Consider the following 19,529-nt stretch of genomic DNA (forward strand, 5'->3'; position numbering starts at 1 on the left):
CCGCCCTCAGCGACGATGGTTCAAGCGCCGACCGGGATGATCCCCTGCGCCCGCGCGGCCACCAGCCACTTCGGGAACTCGCCGACGATCCGGTCGTACAGCTCGGCGTCGGACACCTTCCGGGGCTCCGAACCGGCGTGGAAGAACCCGGCGTTGTCGACGACCCGCTTGTCGGGCACGGCCAATTCATCGAGCTTGCGCAGATAGTCGAACTGCTTGCTCTTCGCGTCCCCGAACCCGATGAACTGCCAGAACAGCGGCAGCCGGGCCGCCTTGCACAAGTACCGTTCCGCGGCGAGCTTGTTGATCGGACCGCCGTCGGTCTGGAAGACGACGAGGGCGGGTGCCCGGGAGCCGCTGTCGAGGTAGTGGTCGATGACCGCGTCCATGGCCAGGTGGTAGCTGGTCTTGCCCATGTGCCCGAGCCCGGCCACGATCCGGTCGATCCGCCCCTCGTGGTCGGCGAGCGCGATCTCCGTCTCGGCGTCGACGTCGGTCGAGAAGAACACCACCGGCACGGTGCCGTCGTCGTCGAGGTGCGCGGAGAGGCCGAGCACCCGGTCGGCGAGGGCCTGCACACTGCCGTCGTTGTAGTACGGCTTCATGGACCCGGAGTAGTCGACGACGAGGTAGACCGCGGCCCGCAGCCCGTCCAGGCCGTGCTTGCGCAGCGACACCCCGGCGCTCTTGTACAGGTTCACCAGCGCGGGCGCGGTCTCCTCGACCTTGCTGAGACTGATCGCTGCCATTCGTTCCCCCACCGTCGCTCTCTTCACGGGCATTGGCTATTTTGATCGCCGCCGTCCCCACCGGCTCACTGATCGTCCCATCCCCGAGGAGCCGGCCGTGGAATCCGAGTCCACCGTCACCACCTGCTTCCGCCATCCCAAGGTGGAGTCCCACGTCCGCTGCACCCGCTGCGACCGCTACATCTGCCCCGACTGCATGCGCGAGGCCGCCGTCGGTCACCAGTGCGTGGAGTGCGTGAAGGAGGGGGCGAGGTCGGTCCGGCAGGCCCGTACGGTCGTCGGCGGCCGGGTGTCGGCGGTGCCGGTCGTGACGTACGCGCTGATCGCGCTGAATGTGCTGGCCTATGTCGCCGAGGTGCTGCGCCCGGAGATCGTCGACCGTTTCGCGATGGTGACCGCACGGCTGGTCGGCCCGGACGGGCTCTCGTACGTGTACCAGTCGTCCTACCCGTCCGACTTCCATGCGGAGGGTGTGGTGGCCGGGCAGTGGGAGCGGCTGCTGACCAGCGGGTTCCTGCATCTGGAGCCGACCGAGGGGGCCTTCGGCCTGGCGCACATCGTGATGAACATGGTGTCGCTGTGGCAGCTGGGGCGGGTGGTGGAGCCGATGCTGGGCCGGGTCCGCTATCTGGGGCTCTATCTGCTGGCGACGCTGGGCGGCTCGGTCGGGGAGCTGCTGCTCACCGACCCGGGTACGGCTTCGCTGGGCGCGTCCGGGGCGGTCTTCGGGCTGGGGGCGGCGTACTACGTCATGGCCCGGCGGGTGGGCGCGGACATGCGGGGCGTCAACCAGTTCATGGTCTTCCTCTTGGTCTGGCTGCTGATCTCCTCGCGGTTCACCTCGTGGCAGGGTCACCTCGGCGGTCTGCTCACGGGTGGTGCGGTGACGCTGGTGTACGCCTATGCTCCCCGGGGACCCCGGCGCGGCCTGGTGCAGGCCGCCGCGTGTGCGGCGCTCCTCGCGCTGCTCGTGGTCGCGTCGATCGGAAGAATCTCGGAGTTGACCCAGTGAGACGAGCGGTCCTGCTGTTCGCGGCCGTGCCCGTGGCCATCACTGCGGCCGTCTACTTCCTCGCCCCGACGGACTCCGCGGAGGCCCCGGCGAAGGCCCCGGTGTCCGCCTCCCAGCTGGCCCGTGAGGACGCGAAGAGCCGGGCCGAGGAGGAACGTTCCGCCGACGACGAGACGATCGCCTCGCTGCCGGCCGGTCTCGCCGACCCGGCGAAGAAGGAGCTGGCCCAGCAGATCGTGGCGAGCGCCGAGAACTCCACCCTCGACTGGCGTTCCGCCTACGGCTACATCGAGGACATAGGGGACGGCCAGGGCTACACGGCCGGCATCATCGGCTTCTGCACCGGCACCAACGACCTGCTCGGCCTCGTCGAGCACTACACGAAGGCCCACCCGGACAACGGCCTGGCCCGCTACCTTCCCGCCCTGCGCAAGGTGGACGGCACGGACTCCCACGAGGGCCTGGACCCCGGCTTCACCAAGGCGTGGAAGGCCGAGTCCGAGGTCGCGGCCTTCCGCGAGGCCCAGGACGAGGAGCGCGACCGCGTCTACTTCGACCCCGCGGTCCGCCTCGCCAAGCTCGACGGCCTGGGCACCCTGGGCCAGTTCATCTACTACGACGCCATGGTCTTCCACGGCCCCGGCACCAACGCCACCAGCTTCTACGGCCTGCGCGAAAAGGCCCTCCACGAGGCCGACCTGCCCTCCGCGGGCGGCTCGGAGAAGGCCTATCTCGACATCTTCCTCGACGTCCGCAGGAAGGCCATGAAGCAGCGGAAGGCCGACATCGACACCTCCCGCATCGACACCGCGCAACGGCAGTTCCTGTACGACGGGAAGCTGGACCTCGGAACACCGCTGACGTGGGCGGTGTACGGGGAGACGTACCGCGTGTCCTAGGAGGTGCCGTCGGACGTCCCCCCGGCAGCCTCGGGGGCGGCGCCCCACTTCTCCCGCAGCACCTTCTCCGCCGGTTTCCCGTGCGGGGTGTACGCCAGCTTCGCCGGGGTCTCGCCGCTGTCCGGCCAGTCGTCCCACATCCACCAGCAGACCCCGGCCCACCAGCCGCGGCCGGTGAAGGTGTCCAGCAGTGCCCGGTAGGCGGCGGCCTGTTCGGCGTCGCCGGTGCGGCGGCTGATGTCCCAGGCGTACGGGGCGGTGGTGGCGCCGCGCTGGCTGACGTAGCCGGCCTCGGTGAACAGGATCCGGCGGTCGTGGCGGCGGGCGAAGTCGGCGAGCTTCCCGGCGATCGGCTGCCAGGCGCGGCGCAGCCGGCCGGTGTCGTCGGTGGGTTTCTCCGCCAGCGGCCAGTAGGCGTCGATGCCGATGAGGTCGAGCTCCTTCCAGAAGCGGATCCGGGTGTACTCGTCGTAGTTGGCGGCGTAGGTCAGGGGGCCGTCGTAGTGGTCGCGGACGGTGTCGACGGTCCGGGTCCAGGCCGCGCGGTCACCGGAGACGCCGGCGAGTTCGGTGCCGACCGCGAACTGCTCGGTGCCGGTGTCGGCGGCGAGGTCGGCGTAGTGGGTGATGAAGCGGCGGTAGGAGGTGAACCAGGCGGCCCGGTCGCGGGGGCGGATCTCGGCGCGGTCGCCGTCGCCGGGCAGGTCGACGTGCGGCTTGATCATCACCTTGAGGCCATGGGCGTGGGCGCGGCGCACGATGTGCTTCAGGCTCGCGTCGCTCGCGGTCTCCTCGGTGGGGCGCATCACAGTGTCGGTGCGCCGCTGCTGGTACCAGGTCGGGGTGAAGGTGACCCAGCGGGCGCCGGTGGCGCGGATGTCCCGCAGATAGCGGTCGGCGGCGGGGCTGTCGTAGTCGGTGCGGTACCAGGAGGGCAGGGTGATGCCGCGCATCGTCGCGGTGGGCTCCTTGCCGCTGGAGGGGCTGGTGGTCGTGCAGCCGGCGGCGGCGAGGAGGGCCGCCACCGCGGCGGCGGCGACGACCCTCCTCTTGATGACGCGTGCCCTCACAGGCTCGTCGGGCTGACGAACGTGTACCCCAGGGCCTTGATGCCGTCGATGGTGTCCTTCAGCGGCTGGGTCGGGAAGTACGGGTGGTAGAAGAAGCTGGCGAACCCGTCCCGGACGGCCAGGTTGGCCTTGGCCGAGGCGATCAGGTCGGCCGGCAGCCTCGGCGGGTGGTTGTTGTAGGCCTCGGGTTCGTAGTTGCCGATGTTCTCGGGCAGGACCTTGGTGCCGTACACGTCGTTGACGACGTACGGGAAGAACTGGCCGATGAACACGTTGGGTCCGGCGGAGTTGCCGCTCAGCGTGCCGGAGAAGTACAGCGAACGCTCAAGGCGGGCGTTGAAGTTGGCGCTGAAGACCTTGTAGTCGGCGGCCGAGCCCGCGTAGTGCGGGGTGGTCCACAGTGTCGGCTTCGGCAGGCCCGCGGCGGTGAACGCGGCGAGCGCGCTGGTCACCCGGCCCTGCGCCCAGGCGGTGGAGTCCCCGGCGACCGGGCCGTCGTAGACGACGTTGTCCGAGGCGTCGACGTGGGCGCGGTAGAACTCGAAGTCGTCGCCGGTGACGCCGTTGTACGGGTTGGCGACGTTGCTGTACTGGTGGGTGTAGCCGTGGTCCATCAGGACCGCGCCCCTGGCCAGCATGTACTTCAGGGCGCTGACGACCTGCGGCCGCTGGGCGAGGGTGATCGTCTCCGGGACCCCGTTGTTGTAGGTGCCGTTGGGGTCGGTGTAGACGGGGATCACGTTGATGCCGTACGGGATGTTGTTCGCCTTCAGCAGGTCGGCCATCGCCCGCAGTTCGGAGGGTTCCGAGTTGGGGCTGATGTCCTCCAGGCGCAGCAGCGCGCGGTGCCGTTCGGTGGTGGCCGGGGCGAGGGCGTCGTAGAGGAGGTCCTCCAGGACGATGATCCGGTCGCTCTCGGAGACGTACGCGAACGGGATCTCACCGAGGTAGGTGAGGTTGGAGGAGCGGACGGCCCACCCGAAGGTGTGGCTGTTGGAGGTGTCGAGCCCCTCGGCGACCCTGGTGACCGCGGGATAGCCGGGTCCGGTGAGGACGTTGGGGCGCAGCACGCCGCCGTCCTGGCCCGCGGGGATCTTCCGGGTGAGTGCCTGGTTCTTGTACGTCACCTGTGTCACGGTCCCGATCGAACCGCCGTCCTCGTAGTACGACGTCGTCGGGTCCCAGCCGTACTTCTGCGTGAACTGGGCTACGCCCACCGAGTTCGCCATGTTCCAGATGTTGGCGCCCATCCAGATCACCGGCTTGGTGGTGGTGGAGGCGTCCTGGTAGAAGGCGGCCGGGACGGCGTCGGGGACGTCGCAGCAGTAGTAGGTGGAGCCGATGTAGATCACGGCCGTGTACGAGTCGACCAGGCCCGCGGTGTACTGCTGGACCGGCTTGGCGGTGACCGTACCGAAGTGACCTGCGAGGTTGGCGGCGGCCATGGCGTACAGCTCGCCCAGCTGGCCGTAGGGGCCGGCGGTGTCGTAGAGGACGAGGGTGGCCGGGGCGGCCGCGGCGGCGACGTCGTCGGCCTGGAGCAGGGCGGCCTGCCGGGTGACGGCTGTCGCGGTGCGGACCGGGAAGGCGGCCGTGGAGGCCAGGGTGGTGGTGGCCGGCAGCCCGGTCGTCGTCGACGCCCTGGTCGTGGACGGCTTCTGGCGCTGTTTGTCGTGGCGGGCCCGGTCGGCCTTGAGCTGGGCCTTCGCCCAGCCCTTGAGGTCGACGCGGCTGAGTCCGGACTTCCCGCCGACGTTCTCGTGGCCGGGCCGGTCCCCACCGGGGGCGGCCTGGGCACCCGCCGCGAGGAAGGTACCGCTGAGCAGAGCGGCGACCAGCAACAGGATCACGGAAAGCTTCGGAATTCCTTGTCGCCGCGTACGCGTCAAAGGTCTTGCGATCATTGGTCTCACGATCATTCCCCCCACTTTGCCAATCCTTGGCAAAGGCTTTTCACAACAGGAAGTCACCGATTCTTATGACGGTCACGAAGGGTGTCAATGGTCCGAAGGGTGAATTCCCGGAGGACCAGGAGACCCCACCAGAAGATCGGACATGTCCTTTTTCCGAATAACCTTCAGAGTCGCCCTCGGCGTCTGCTACGTTCACCTTCGCGCGATGGGGACGCGCTGTGAAATGTGTGGGGGGACAATGTACGGACGACCCGCCCTGGGGGCTCTCCTGCCTCTTGCAGGGGCGATGGCCGCGCCCGAAGCCGTGCCGGGGCTACCTCTGGCCAAAGCCCTACAGGCCGCGGCCGGGGCCGGATTCCTGTTCTATTGCCTGTCGGCCTGTCTGATATTGCTCGCCCGGATACGACTGCGCCGCCAGGCACTGAAAGCGCAGGCCGGCACCGGGGGCAACCATGATCACTGAACTGCTGCTGTGGTCCAGCATCACTTTGATCATTATGGCGGGCTGCTACAACACGAGCCTCTTTCTGCTGTCGAGACGCAGAATTCGCCGTTCTCGAACAGACCGGAAAGAACGCTTCTACGTATTCCTCCTCGCCTGTCTCAACGAGGAGAAAGTGCTTTCCGAAAGCCTCGCCAGGATCACCTCGCTACCCGCCCGTAATTTCATGGCACTGGTGATCGACGACGGCTCGGACGACCGCACCTCGGAGATCGCCCTCGCCGCCGACCCGGCCCTGGTCCGGCTGCACCGGCGCACTCCGCCGAACGCCCGGAAAGGGAAAGGTGCAGCACTCAACGACGGCGTGCGCCACCTGCGGGAATCCGGTCTGCTCGACCGCCATGACCCGGCCGATGTCGTGCTCTGCGTGGTCGACGCGGACGGGCGGCTGGATCCGCATGTCGTGCAGTCCGTCGACCCGTATTTCGACGACCCGCGCACGGGCGCGGTCCAGGTCTGTGTCCGGATGTACAACCGGCACCTCGGACTGCTCGCCCGTATGCAGGACATGGAGTTCGTCGTCTACGGCGACGTCTTCCAGAGCGCCCGCCGCTACATCGGCAGCGTGGGCATGGGCGGCAACGGCCAGTTCATGCGGCTGTCGGCGCTCAACACCCTGGGCGGGGACGGCCCTTGGAGCGACAGCCTCACCGAGGACCTCGACCTCGGGGTGCGGCTGATCGCCAAGGGCTGGACCAACCAGCACTGCACCACCGCCGCGGTCTCCCAGCAGGCCGTGCTCAGCCTCAGGCGCCTGATCCGCCAGCGATCCCGCTGGTTCCAGGGCCACTTGCAGTCCTCCGGACTCGTCCCGCTCATCCTCAGGGACGTGCCCACCAGAGCCGCGCTCGACCTGCTCTACCACCTCTCCAGCCCGGTGCTCATCCTGCTCACCTCGCTGCTCCCGCTGTCCTTCGTCGTCGCCGTCGTCGCCACCACCGTGGCCTCCGTGCAGGCCGGACAGCCGCTCGTCTCGCCCATGTGGCTGCTGGGCCCGTACGCGCTCTCGTTCACCGCCGCCTACGCGTACGGCTTCGTGTACGCCAAGCGGGAGCGGGAGCTGGGCCTGGTGCGCTCGGTCCTGCTCGCCCATGTCTTCGTCTTCTACGGCTACATCTGGTTCGCGGCCGGCTGGTGGGGGTTCTGGCGGATGCTCACCGGCCAGCGGGGCTGGCTGAAGACGGCGCGCACGTAAGGACGCAGGACCGCTAGAAGGACGACCGCTCAAAGGCCAACCACTCAGCGGACGTTCGACCGCTCGACCGAGGACATTCAGGCCGCGCCCGGTCCCCGCGCGGGTCCTCTCTTCTCCCAGTACCTCTCTCATCACCCTCGACGTGGTCGCTGCGCCGATCACGCATGCCCAAGGGGGGCACCCATGTCCACACACCCGTCAGCCGTGCCCGTACGTGCCATGCTCGTGCTCGGCACCCGGCCGGAAGCGATCAAACTGGCGCCCGTGGCACGGGCCATGGCCGCGAGTCCGCAGTTCGAACCGCTCGTCGTCACCACCGGCCAGCACCGCGAGATGCTCCACCAGATGCTCGGCATGCTGTGCGTCGACGTCCGTATCGCCCTCGACGTGATGCGCAGCCGGCAGCAGCTGTCCGACCTCACCGCCCGCCTGGTCCGGGAGCTCGGCGAGGCCATGCGAGAACAACGCCCCGACCTGGTCGTGGTCCAAGGGGACACCACGACCGCGCTGGCCGGCGCGCTCGCCGCCTTCTACGAGAAGATCCCGGTCGCCCATGTCGAGGCCGGCCTGCGCACCGGCGTCATCGACAACCCGTTCCCGGAGGAGCTCAACCGCAGCCTCATCGGCCGCATCGCCCGCTGGCACTTCGCCCCGACCCCGGCCGCGGCCCGGCATCTGACCGACGAGGGCGTCCCCGAGGAGCAGGTCTTCACCACCGGCAACACGGTCATCGACAACCTCCTGTGGGTCCTGGCCCAGGGCACCGGCTCCTCGGTCTTCCGCACCGGCGCCAGGGCCTGCCCGGCGGATCAGGCCGGCTGCGACGCCCAGTGCCTGGTCACAGACCCGAGCGGGGTCTGGTGCGTGCAGCTGCAAGGCGGAGAAGACGTGGACATCAGCCGCTCCCGCGGCGGGCGACGCGGAGCGATGGGGGCCCCTCCCGCGCGAGCGAAGTCGAGCGTGGGGGAGAGTGACGACAACGCCGCTGAGGGTGCCCCCTCTGGGGGAGCGCGTGCCAGGGCCCGCGACGCCGGCATGATCCGCCGGGGAGGACCTAAACGGATCCTGGTCACCCTGCACCGCCGGGAGAACCAGGGCGAGCGGATGCGCGGCATGGGACGGGCGCTGACGCGGCTCGCCCGGCGCGGGGACGTGGAGATCGTGCTGCCGCTGCACAAGAGCCCGGCCGTACGGGACGTGCTGCTGCCCGAACTCGACGGCCATGAGGGGATCTCGCTCGTGGAGCCGCTCGGTTACCTGGACTTCGCGGCGACCCTCGCCGAGTGCGACCTCGTGCTCACCGACTCCGGGGGGATCCAGGAGGAGGCGCCCAGTCTCAGCAAGCCCGCGCTCGTGCTGCGCACCACCACCGAACGGCCCGAGGCGGTCGAGGTCGGGGCGGCGCAGCTGGTCGGCACCGACCCGGACGCCATCGTGACCTGGGCGGAGAGGCTCCTCGACGACCCGGCGGAGTACCGGCGGATGGCGAGGGCCGGCAATCCGTTCGGCGACGGCACGGCCGCGCGCCGGATCCTGGCCCAACTGGCCGAGGACTTCGCGGCCGATGTCCCGGTCGGGCTGACGGCGTCCGGGCCATACTCGACGGCATGACACGCAGGGGGCGCAGCGTCACCGGACTGGCACTGGTTCTCACCCTGGCCGCGATCGTCGCCGTCACGGTGAGCCAGTGCCAGGGCGGCGGCGCTCCCCTCCCCAAGCCCTGGATCGACGGGACCACGCACGGCCGCTGGCTGTCGGTGTTCAACGGCATGGGCGCCAACCACGGCGACGACACCTCGCTCACCCTCTCCCCCATGGCCGCCGAGGACCCCGGCACCACCCACGCCGGCCTGGTGGTGAGCACCGCCTCCTACACGGACGTGCGCTACGAGGCGCGGATGCGGACGCTGAAGCAGCTGCGCGAACCGAAGCCGAACCCGTGGGAAGTGCCGTGGCTGGTCTGGGCGTACACCGACCCGGAGCACTTCTACTACATCACCCTCAAGCCGAACGGCTGGGAGCTGGGCAAACGGGACCCGGCCTATCCGGGCGGCCAGCGATTCCTGGTCACGGGGCACGAGGAGTACCCGGTGGGCGACTGGAGCGAGGTGCTGGTGAAACAGAAGGGCGCCGTGCTCACCGTGGAGGTGGACGGCGAGCAGCTCGTGACCTTCACCGACGCCGAACGCCCCTATCTCCAGGGGCGGGTGGGCGCGTACTCGGAGGACGCCACGGTGGAGTTCAAGGGCCTCGAAGCCTCCTGAACAGCCTCCTGAACAACTTCCTGGACATGCGACGGCGCCTGCCATCCGTCCGGTCGGGGACGAGGAAGGCAGGCGCCGTCAGTGTTCCGTACGCCTTTGTACGGGACGTCTGTCGATCCGCCGGATCAGACCATCAGGGAACGGTCCGTCGGACGGATCGGAGCCGGCAGATCGCTGGCCCCGGTCAGGAACCGGTCGACGCCGCGGGCGGCCGAGCGGCCCTCCGCGATTGCCCACACGATGAGGGACTGGCCGCGGCCCGCGTCACCGGCGACGTACACGCCGGGCACGTTGGTCCGGAAGTCGGCGTCGCGGGCGATGTTGCCGCGCTCGTCGAGCTCCAGGCCGAACTGCTCGACCAGGCCGTTCTCGCGGTCGGTGCCCGTGAAGCCCATCGCCAGCGTCACCAGCTGGGCGGGGATCTTGCGCTCGGTGCCCGGCTTCGAGGTCAGCTTGCCGTCGACGAACTCGACCTCGCTGAGGTGCAGCCACTGGACGTTGCCGTCCTCGTCGCCCTCGAAGTGGGTGGTGGAGACGGAGTAGACCCGCTCGCCGCCCTCCTCGTGCGCGGAGGTGACCTTGTACAGCATCGGGAAGGTCGGCCAGGGCTGCGAGACCGCGTTCCGCTCGTCGTTCGGGCGGGGCATGATCTCCAGCTGGGTGACCGAGGCCGCGCCCTGGCGGTGGGCGGTGCCCACGCAGTCGGCGCCGGTGTCGCCACCGCCGATGACCACGACGTGCTTGCCCTCGGCGGTGATGGGGGGCGCCACGAAGTCGCCCTCCTGCACCTTGTTGGCCAGCGGCAGGTACTCCATGGCCTGGTGGATGCCCTTGAGCTCGCGGCCCGGCACCGGCAGGTCACGCGCGGTCGTCGCACCGGCGGCGATGACGATCGCGTCGTACCGCTTCTTCAGGTCGGTCGCCTTGAGGTCGCGGCCGATCTCGATCCCGGTACGGAAGCGGGTGCCCTCCGCGCGCATCTGCTCGATACGGCGGTTGATATGCCGCTTCTCCATCTTGAACTCGGGGATGCCGTAGCGGAGCAGACCACCGACGCGGTCGGCGCGCTCGTAGACGGCGACCGTGTGACCGGCCCGGGTCAGCTGCTGGGCGGCGGCGAGACCCGCCGGGCCCGAGCCGATGACGGCGACGGTCTTGCCGGACAGGCGCTCGGGGGCCTGCGGCTCGACGTCACCGCTGTCCCACGCCTTGTCGATGATCGAGACCTCGACGTTCTTGATGGTGACGGCCGGCTGGTTGATGCCGAGCACACACGCCGACTCGCAGGGAGCCGGGCACAACCGCCCCGTGAACTCGGGGAAGTTGTTGGTCGCGTGCAGCCGCTCCGAGGCCGCCGCCCAGTCCTCGCGGTAGGCGTAGTCGTTCCACTCGGGGATGAGGTTCCCCAGCGGACAGCCGTTGTGGCAGAACGGGATGCCGCAGTCCATGCAGCGGGACGCCTGCTTCGAGATGATCGGAAGCAGCGAGCCCGGAACGTAGACCTCGTTCCAGTCCTTCAGACGGACGTCGACGGGCCGGGACTTGGCGACCTCGCGGCCGTGGTTGAGGAAGCCCTTCGGGTCAGCCATTGGTCGCCGCCTCCATCATCTTCTCGGTGATCTCGGTCTCGGAGAGACCGGCCTGCTCGGCGGCGGCCTTGGCGGCGAGCACAGCCTTGTACGTGCTGGGGATGATCTTGCTGAAGCGCTCCACGGACGTGTCCCAGTCGACGAGCAGCTTCTCGGCGACCGTCGAACCGGTCTCCTCGGCGTGGCGGCGCACCACGTCGTGCAGCCACTGCTTGTCCTGGTCGTCCAGCGCCTCTACGGCGTTCACGTTGCCGACGTTGACGTTGTCGCGGTCGAGGTCGATGACGTACGCGATACCGCCGGACATGCCGGCCGCGAAGTTGCGGCCCGTCTCGCCGAGCACCACCGCGTGACCGCCGGTCATGTACTCGCAGCCGTGGTCGCCCACGCCCTCGGAGACCACCAGCGCACCGGAGTTGCGGACGCAGAAGCGCTCACCGGTACGACCGCGCAGGAAGAGCTCGCCGCCGGTCGCGCCGTACGCGATGGTGTTGCCCGCGATCGTCGAGAACTCGGCGAGGTGGTCGGCGCCCCGGTCCGGGCGGACGATGACACGGCCACCCGACAGACCCTTGCCGACGTAGTCGTTGGCGTCGCCCTCCAGGCGCAGCGTGACACCGCGCGGGAGGAAGGCGCCGAAGGACTGGCCGGCGCTGCCGGTGAAGGTGATGTCGATGGTGTCCTCGGGCAGGCCCGCACCGCCGAACTTCTTCGTCACCTCGTGGCCGAGCATGGTGCCGACCGTGCGGTTGATGTTGCGGATCGCGACCTGGGCGCGCACCGGCTGGGCGTCGGTGGCGCTGGACGCGGCGAGGGCGTCGGCGGCGAGCTTGATGAGCTCGTTGTCGAGCGCCTTCTCCAGGCCGTGGTCCTGCTCGATCACCTGGTGCAGAGCGGCGCCCTCGGGCAGCTCGGGCACGTGGAAGAGCGGGGCCAGGTCGAGGCCCTGCGCCTTCCAGTGGTTGACCGCGCGCTCGACGTCCAGCGTGCCGGCCTGGCCGACGGCCTCCTCGATGGAGCGGAAGCCCAGCTCGGCGAGGATCTCGCGGACCTCTTCGGCGATGAACTGGAAGAAGTTCACGACGTACTCGGCCTTGCCCGCGAACCGGTCCCGGAGGGTCGGGTTCTGGGTGGCGATGCCGACCGGGCAGGTGTCCAGGTGGCAGACGCGCATCATGACGCAGCCGGAGACGACGAGCGGCGCGGTCGCGAAACCGAACTCCTCGGCGCCGAGCAGCGCGGCGATGACGACGTCACGGCCGGTCTTCAGCTGACCGTCCGTCTGGACGACGATCCGGTCGCGCAGGCCGTTGAGCAGCAGGGTCTGCTGGGTCTCGGCGAGGCCCAGCTCCCAGGGACCACCGGCATGCTTCAGAGAGGTGAGGGGAGAGGCACCGGTGCCACCGTCGTGACCGGAGATGAGGACGACGTCCGCGTGCGCCTTCGACACACCCGCGGCGACGGTACCGACACCGACCTCCGACACCAGCTTCACGTGAATCCGCGCCTGCGGGTTCGCGTTCTTCAGGTCGTGGATCAGCTGGGCCAGGTCCTCGATGGAGTAGATGTCGTGGTGCGGCGGCGGCGAGATCAGACCGACACCCGGGGTCGAGTGACGGGTCTTCGCGACCCACGGGTAGACCTTGTGGCCGGGCAGCTGGCCGCCCTCGCCGGGCTTGGCGCCCTGGGCCATCTTGATCTGGATGTCGTCCGCGTTGACCAGGTACTCGGAGGTCACACCGAAGCGGCCGGAGGCGACCTGCTTGATGCTGGACCGGCGCGCCGGGTCGTACAGACGCTCCGGGTCCTCGCCGCCCTCACCGGTGTTGGACTTGCCGCCCAGCTGGTTCATGGCGATGGCGAGGGTCTCGTGCGCCTCCTTGGAGATGGAGCCGTACGACATGGCGCCGGTGGAGAAGCGCTTGACGATCTCGGAGACGGGCTCGACCTCGTCGATGGAGATCGAGGGCCGGTCCGACTTGAAGCCGAAGAGACCGCGCAGGGTCATCAGCCGCTCGGACTGCTCGTTCACGCGGTCCGTGTACTTCTTGAAGATGTCGTAGCGGTTGGTGCGCGTGGAGTGCTGGAGGCGGAAGACCGTCTCCGGGTCGAACAGGTGCGGCTCGCCCTCACGGCGCCACTGGTACTCGCCGCCTATCTCCAGCGCGCGGTGCGCGGGAGCGATGCCCGAGGCGGGGTACGCCTTGGCGTGCCGGGCGGCGACCTCCTTGGCGATGACGTCGATGCCGACGCCGCCGATCTTGGTGGCCGTGCCGTTGAAGTACTTCTCGACGAAGGCGGTGTCGAGACCGACGGCCTCGAAGACCTGGGCGCCTCGGTAGGAGGCGACGGTCGAGATGCCCATCTTGGACATGACCTTGAGGACGCCCTTGCCGAGCGCGTAGATCAGGTTGCGGATCGCCTGCTCGGGCTCCAGGCCGTTGATGAAGGTGCCCGCGCGCAGCAGGTCCTCCACCGACTCCATCGCCAGGTACGGGTTGACGGCCGCGGCGCCGAAGCCGATCAGCAGGGCGACGTGGTGGACCTCGCGGACATCGCCGGCCTCGACCAGCAGGCCCACCTCGGTGCGCTGCTTGGTGCGGATGAGGTGGTGGTGGACGGCCGCGGTGAGCAGCAGCGACGGGATCGGCGCGTGCTCGGCGTCGGAGTGCCGGTCGCTGAGGACGATCAGCCGGGCGCCGTTCTCGATCGCGGCGTCGGCCTCGGCGCAGATCTCGTCGATGCGCGCGGCGAGGGCGTCACCGCCGCCGGAGACCCGGTAGAGGCCGGAGAGCGTGGCGGCCTTCATGCCGGGCATGTCGCCGTCGGCGTTGATGTGGATGAGCTTGGCCAGCTCGTCGTTGTCGATGACCGGGAAGGGCAGGACAACGCTGCGGCAGGAGGCGGCCGTCGGGTCGAGCAGGTTGCCCTGGGGGCCCAGGGAGCTGCGCAGCGAGGTGACGAGCTCCTCGCGGATCGCGTCCAGCGGCGGGTTGGTGACCTGTGCGAACAGCTGGGTGAAGTAGTCGAAGAGGAGACGCGGACGCTCGCTCAGCGCGGCGATCGGCGAGTCCGTACCCATCGAACCGAGCGGCTCGCCGCCGGTCTTGGCCATCGGCGCGAGGATGATGCGCAGCTCTTCCTCGGTGTAGCCGAAGGTCTGCTGGCGGCGGGTGACCGAGGCGTGGGTGTGCACGATGTGCTCGCGCTCGGGGAGGTCGGAGAGCTCGATCTCGCCGGCCTCCAGCCACTCCGCGTAGGGGGCCGCGGCGGCGAGCTCCGCCTTGATCTCGTCGTCCTCGATGATGCGGTGCTCGGCGGTGTCGACGAGGAACATCCTGCCGGGCTGGAGGCGGCCCTTGCGGACGACCTTGGCGGGGTCGATGTCGAGGACGCCGACCTCGGAACCCAGCACGACGAGACCGTCGTCGGTGACCCAGTAGCGGCCGGGGCGCAGGCCGTTGCGGTCGAGCACGGCACCGACCTGGGTGCCGTCGGTGAAGGTGACACAGGCCGGGCCGTCCCAGGGCTCCATCATCGTGGAGTGGTACTGGTAGAAGGCGCGCCGGGCCGGGTCCATGGAGTCGTGGTTCTCCCACGCCTCCGGGATCATCATCAGCACGGAGTGCGGCAGCGAACGCCCACCGAGGTGGAGCAGTTCGAGCACCTCGTCGAAGGACGCCGAGTCGGAGGCGTCCGGCGTACACACGGGGAAGACGCGCTCAAGGGCCTTCTCGTCGTTCCCGAACAGGTCGGAGACGAGCTGCGATTCGCGGGCGACCATCCAGTTGCGGTTGCCCTTGACGGTGTTGATCTCACCGTTGTGCGCGACGAACCGGTAGGGGTGCGCGAGCGGCCACGACGGGAAGGTGTTCGTGGAGAAGCGCGAGTGGACGAGGGCGACGGCCGAGGCGAAGCGGCGGTCGGACAGGTCCGGGAAGAAGGGCTCCAGCTGACCGGTGGTCAGCATGCCCTTGTAGACGATCGTGCGCGCGGAGAGCGACGGGAAGTAGACGTCGGCCTCGCGCTCGGCGCGCTTGCGCAGCACGAACGCCTTGCGGTCGAGGTCGATCCCGGAGCTGGCGCCGTCGGCGACGAATATCTCGCGGAAGACGGGCATGGTCGACCGGGCGGTGGCGCCGAGGAGCTCGGGAGCGACGGGAACCTCACGCCACCCGAGGACGGTGAGGCCCTCTTCGCCCGCGATGGTCTCGATCCTCGAGACGGCCTCGGCGGCCCCGTCCTCCGGGAGGAAGGCGATGCCGACGGCGTACGAACCGGCCTCGGGCAGCTGGAACCCGGCCACCTCACGGAAGAACGCGTCCGGGACCTGGGTCAGGATGCCCGCGCCGTCACCCGAGTCGGGCTCGGAGCCGGTGGCACCGCGGTGCTCCAGGTTGCGCAGAACCGTGAGCGCCTGCTCGACCAGCGCATGGCTCGCCTCGCCGGTGAGGGTGGCCACGAAACCGACGCCACAGGCGTCCTTCTCGTTGCGGGGGTCGTACATACCCTGCGCAGCAGGGCGAGCATCCATGAAGGACCAGTTCTGGCCATTCGCGGAGTGCTGGGACGGCTGGCGCGGCGTACGCATCGGCTCTCCCGTCGTCGTCTCAAGTGGCATGTCTGCGTGCCGAGGGACGACGTTGGCCCTCTGCGTGTGCGCAAAATTTCGTGCAGGTTACATGATGGAGCGGATCTCGGGAACCGGATACCCCGTTCCAACATGCGGACGCCACGAGGTCGCGAGGGGGGTGTCGCGCACGTGGCTTGAAGTGTGTGGGACCGATCAGGACAGATCAGTGTCTGTCGGTCCAGGGGGCGGGGGGAGCGGCGTCGCCCACCTCGCGGATGCGCGGCAGGCGTCATTGCCCACAGCGCTTACGGCTCATGCCCAGTGGTTAAGCATTCGAAACCAGTGAGTAACGGCTACTTATGCGGCCCAACGCATAAGTTCCAGTCGGCTTATCCTACGGCCGTTCCGAACAGAGTGCCCAGGGCGTACGTCACACCGGCCGCGGCACCCCCGAGAGCGAGCTGCCGCACCCCACTGAACCACCAGCTCCGAGCGGTCACCTTCGCCACGACCGCACCGCACGCGAACAGCCCGACGAGCGCCACCAGCACGGCCGGCCACAGCGCACTGGCCCCCAGCAGATAAGGCAGTACGGGCAGCAGGGCCCCCAGCGCGAACGCCCCGAACGACGACACGGCGGCGACGAGCGGCGAGGGCAGATCCCCGGGGTCGATCCCGAGCTCCTCACGGGCGTGTATCTCAAGGGCCTGCTCGGGATCCCGGGAAAGCTGCTTGGCGACTTCACGGGAGAGCCAGGGCTCGACACCGCGGGCCTCATACAGGGCGGCAAGCTCAGCCTCTTCATCCTGCGGATGCTTGCGCAGCTCCCGCCGCTCGACATCCAGCTCGGCCTCGACGAGTTCCCGCTGCGAGGCGACGGAGGTGTACTCACCGGCGGCCATGGAGAAGGCGCCGGCGGCAAGACCGGCGAGCCCGGTCAGAACGATGGCCTGCTGCCCCACGGACCCCCCGGCGACACCGGTCATCAACGCGAGATTGGAAACCAGCCCATCCATCGCCCCGAAGACGGCGGGCCGCAGCCACCCACCATTGACATCCCGGTGGGTGTGGTTGTCGCGGTGCGCCTCGTGCAGTGGCGCCGAGGTCTCGATGATGGCCATTCCGGATCCCCCAGGGAAGCTAAGCCAAAGCTAACTTTAGACTGATTCTAATTACCGACAACCCGACTGTACGTCCGGAAATTCCCGCCCGCCAGCAAGGGGAGGCTGGGCTAACCTGCGGTTTTACCCTCGAATGCCCATACGATCGAGAGTCCGCTCAGATGTCGACCGGGTGACGCTGAGGCTCCGGATGCTCGTGTGACGCGCCCGGGTGGGACACATCCCCAAAGGCCCCGCCCCCTGTCGCGCGGAGCCTCCGGAGGAGAGGCCGCGTATGGCATCCATCGCCTGCATTCCCCCGGTCCCGGCGCCCGGGGACGCCACCGGACTCCGCGAACGGGCCCGCGGCGCACTGCTGGGCCTGGCCGTGGGCGACGCGCTGGGCGCCCCGGCGGAGAACATGAAACCGTCGGAGATCCGCGCCCGCTGGGGCCGCATCACGGGCTACGTCTCGGACACCCCGGCCGGCACGGACGACACGGAGTACGCGATCTTCTCCGGCCTCCTCCTCTCCCGCCACGGCTCCGCCCTGACCCCGGCCCACGTGGAGGCGGCCTGGCACGAATGGATCGCCGACCGCGACGAGGGCCCCTTCCGAGGTGCGGGCTTCAGCGAGCGCGGCACCCTGGAGAACCTCCGCAGAGGCCTCGCGGCCCCCATCTCCGCCCAGCACCGCCACGCCTGGAGCGACGGCCTGGCGATGCGAGCGGCCCCCTTCGGCGTCTACGCGGCAGGCCGCCCGGCGGAAGCAGCGCGGCTGGTGGCGATCGACGGCTCGGTGAGCCACGACGGCGAGGGCATCTACGGCGGCCAGGCGGTCGCGGCAGGCGTGGCGGCGGCGATGGCGGGAGCCCCGACGATCGCGGTGGTGGCATCGGCACTGGCGGTCATCCCGGACGACTCCTGGACGGCCAGATCCCTGAGACGCGCGGTAGCGGTGGCCCACCGAGGCGAACGAGCCGTCCGCTCCGCCGTGGTCATCGGCGGCTACCCCTGGACCGACCTGGCCCCGGAAGCCGTCGCCCTGGCCTTCGGCGCGTACGCGGCAGCCGACGGCGACTTCGTCGACGCGGTCCTCACGGCGGTGAACATGGGCAGAGACGCGGACACGACGGCGGCAGTGGCAGGAGCCCTGGCAGGCGCGACCCGGGGCTCCTCCTCCATCCCGACCGACTGGGCGGCAGCCATCGGCCCAGCGAGAGGCAGCTGCCTCCCGGCAATGGCCGGCCACCACGTACTGGACGTGGCGGACCGCTTGACGGACGCGGTACGAGGCCCGGGCCCCGAAGCCGAACAGCCGTGGCCGCTTCCGGACGCTACGGCGTTCACGTTGGCGGCGGACGAGGGGCTGGAGGTGGCGGAATGAGAAGCGCACCCGCGGCCGCCGACGGCGAATCCGCCCCACAGGGGCCACCCGCACCCGACGACGAGAGTCGCACGGGTGGTGCGGGTGGGAACACCTGGACCGAAGGCGAAGCCGAGGCCGTTGGCGCCGTACTGCCGCCGCATGCACGCGCCGCGGCCCGCCGCGTCGAGGGCCTCCTGCTAGGCCTGGCCGCAGGCGACGCCGCAGGCTGGCCCTCCGCCCGCCACAGAGCCGCCCGCATGCCCGACTGGACCCGCCGCCTCACCCGAGAACTGGACACCTTCGCCGAACAGAACGCGACAACCACCCTCCCCGTCCCCATCGCCCTGAACCAACCCCCCGAACCCCTCCGCCTCGGCCCCTCGGACGACGCCGAATGGGCGGCGTTCGCAGCGGAGGCCCTCCTCAGAGCCGGCGACGACACCGCCCTGGGCGACCTCAGCAGGGCCCGCCGCACAAGAGCCGCCATCGACCTCACCTGGAACGCCCTGGCCAGCGAGGTCGCCGCCGCAGCGGACCGCGCCCCGGAGGTCGAATCCGCCGTCCTCCCCCTGAGGGCCCGCATCTCGGTACGCGCAGGCCTCGGCAACCTCGCCACCGGCCTACGCCCACCCGCCACCGGCCACGACAACCCCCACTACTTCGACGACGCGGCCTGCATCCGGGCCTGCGTCCTGGCGACAGCCCACCCCGGCACCCCCCAACTCGCCGCGGACCTGGCGGAGTTCGACGCCCGCTACACCCAGGACGGCGACGGCGTACACGGCGCGAGAGCCATGGCGGCGGCCCTCTCCCTCGCCCTCACCGGCGCGGACATCGACACCTGCACCACCGCCGCCCTCACCGAACTCCCCGAGGAGACAGAGATCGGCCGCAACACCCGCCACGCCCTGAAACTCGCCCACGACGCGGAGAACGCCTTCGCCCTGATCCCCCTCTTGGAACACCAGATCGTCGACCACGTCTACAGCTACGGCATCGCGGCGGCCGAAACGGTCCCGGTGGCCCTGGCCCTGGCCACAGCCGCGAGGGGCCGTATCGCCGAGGCGATCCCGGCCGCGGCCTGCCTCTCCCGCGTCGCGGACTCGGCCCCGGCCCTGACCGGCGCCCTCACCGGTGCCCTGAGCGGCGGCGAAGCCATCCCCGCCACCTGGCGAGACACCTGCCGCACCCTCTCCGGCTGCGCCCTCCCCCGTCTCACCGGCACCGACCTCGTAGAACTCGCCGAACTCCTGGAAGCCACACAACCGGCCCCACCAGGAGGATGATTCGGGGC

14 protein-coding genes are annotated in these 19,529 nt (G+C 69.7%); 8 read left to right on the forward strand and 6 right to left on the reverse strand.

Translation table 11 applies throughout. The features are described from left to right. Positions 1-20: 20 nt before the first annotated feature. Positions 21-749, reverse strand: a complete 729-nt coding sequence (locus tag ABZ928_RS33145; RefSeq protein ID WP_361527107.1) for a VWA domain-containing protein — start codon at positions 747-749, stop codon at positions 21-23. 97 nt (positions 750-846) lie between these two features. On the opposite strand from ABZ928_RS33145, the gene ABZ928_RS33150 reads away from it, so the two are divergent. Both ABZ928_RS33150 and ABZ928_RS33155 read left to right on the forward strand, forming a co-directional pair. Further along, positions 847-1,761 (forward strand): rhomboid family intramembrane serine protease, encoded by a 915-nt coding sequence (locus tag ABZ928_RS33150; protein WP_361527109.1) that lies wholly within the window; start codon positions 847-849, stop codon positions 1,759-1,761. Continuing rightward, entirely contained in the window at positions 1,758-2,660 is a 903-nt protein-coding gene (locus tag ABZ928_RS33155) for a chitosanase (protein ID WP_361527111.1), read from the forward strand. The genes ABZ928_RS33150 and ABZ928_RS33155 overlap by 4 nt, the downstream gene beginning before the upstream one ends. Here the strand turns inward: ABZ928_RS33155 and ABZ928_RS33160 are convergent. Both ABZ928_RS33160 and ABZ928_RS33165 read right to left on the reverse strand, forming a co-directional pair. Further along, positions 2,657-3,730, reverse strand: coding sequence for a hypothetical protein (locus ABZ928_RS33160; RefSeq protein ID WP_361527113.1), 1,074 nt, complete (start codon positions 3,728-3,730; stop codon positions 2,657-2,659). The genes ABZ928_RS33155 and ABZ928_RS33160 overlap by 4 nt on opposite strands. Further along, positions 3,727-5,580, reverse strand: coding sequence for a polysaccharide deacetylase family protein (locus ABZ928_RS33165; protein WP_361527115.1), 1,854 nt, complete (start codon positions 5,578-5,580; stop codon positions 3,727-3,729). The genes ABZ928_RS33160 and ABZ928_RS33165 overlap by 4 nt, the downstream gene beginning before the upstream one ends. A gap of 349 nt (positions 5,581-5,929) precedes the next feature. Here ABZ928_RS33165 and ABZ928_RS33170 point away from each other — a divergent pair, with 349 nt between their 5' ends. The 4 genes from ABZ928_RS33170 to ABZ928_RS33185 all read left to right on the forward strand — a co-directional run bounded on the left by ABZ928_RS33170 (position 5,930) and on the right by ABZ928_RS33185 (position 9,604). Further along, positions 5,930-6,106 carry a hypothetical protein gene (locus ABZ928_RS33170; RefSeq protein WP_361527117.1) on the forward strand — a complete coding sequence of 59 codons (177 nt, stop codon included), beginning with the start codon at positions 5,930-5,932 and terminating at the stop codon, positions 6,104-6,106. Between the two features lie 34 nt (positions 6,107-6,140). After that, positions 6,141-7,340, forward strand: a complete 1,200-nt coding sequence (locus ABZ928_RS33175; protein ID WP_361527399.1) for a glycosyltransferase — start codon at positions 6,141-6,143, stop codon at positions 7,338-7,340. A 183-nt stretch (positions 7,341-7,523) separates the two neighbouring features. Further along, positions 7,524-8,951 carry a UDP-N-acetylglucosamine 2-epimerase (non-hydrolyzing) gene (wecB, locus tag ABZ928_RS33180; RefSeq protein ID WP_361527119.1) on the forward strand — a complete coding sequence of 476 codons (1,428 nt, stop codon included), beginning with the start codon at positions 7,524-7,526 and terminating at the stop codon, positions 8,949-8,951. Beyond that, positions 8,948-9,604 (forward strand): calcium-binding protein, encoded by a 657-nt coding sequence (locus ABZ928_RS33185; protein WP_361527121.1) that lies wholly within the window; start codon positions 8,948-8,950, stop codon positions 9,602-9,604. The genes wecB and ABZ928_RS33185 overlap by 4 nt, the downstream gene beginning before the upstream one ends. A gap of 125 nt (positions 9,605-9,729) precedes the next feature. Here the strand turns inward: ABZ928_RS33185 and ABZ928_RS33190 are convergent, their stop codons facing one another. The 3 genes from ABZ928_RS33190 to ABZ928_RS33200 form a co-directional block, all read right to left on the reverse strand. Then, positions 9,730-11,193, reverse strand: coding sequence for a glutamate synthase subunit beta (locus ABZ928_RS33190; RefSeq protein ID WP_361527122.1), 1,464 nt, complete (start codon positions 11,191-11,193; stop codon positions 9,730-9,732). Then, positions 11,186-15,784, reverse strand: a complete 4,599-nt coding sequence (gltB, locus tag ABZ928_RS33195; protein WP_361527124.1) for a glutamate synthase large subunit — start codon at positions 15,782-15,784, stop codon at positions 11,186-11,188. Before gltB ends, ABZ928_RS33190 begins: the two co-directional genes overlap by 8 nt. Before the next feature lie 371 nt (positions 15,785-16,155). Beyond that, the gene (locus ABZ928_RS33200) at positions 16,156-16,887 is read right to left on the reverse strand and encodes a VIT1/CCC1 transporter family protein (protein WP_361527126.1); all 732 of its coding nucleotides are present in this window, start codon (positions 16,885-16,887) and stop codon (positions 16,156-16,158) included. 274 nt (positions 16,888-17,161) lie between these two features. Here ABZ928_RS33200 and ABZ928_RS33205 point away from each other — a divergent pair, with 274 nt between their 5' ends. Together ABZ928_RS33205 and ABZ928_RS33210 are read left to right on the forward strand one after the other, a co-directional pair. Next, a complete protein-coding gene (locus ABZ928_RS33205; protein WP_361527128.1) occupies positions 17,162-18,253 on the forward strand; it encodes an ADP-ribosylglycohydrolase family protein in 1,092 nt (363 codons plus the stop codon). Next, positions 18,250-19,521 (forward strand): ADP-ribosylglycohydrolase family protein, encoded by a 1,272-nt coding sequence (locus tag ABZ928_RS33210; protein WP_361527130.1) that lies wholly within the window; start codon positions 18,250-18,252, stop codon positions 19,519-19,521. The genes ABZ928_RS33205 and ABZ928_RS33210 overlap by 4 nt, the downstream gene beginning before the upstream one ends. Positions 19,522-19,529 lie beyond the last annotated feature (8 nt).

Source organism: Streptomyces sp. NPDC046909, from assembly GCF_040644695.1.
Taxonomy (GTDB): domain Bacteria; phylum Actinomycetota; class Actinomycetes; order Streptomycetales; family Streptomycetaceae; genus Streptomyces.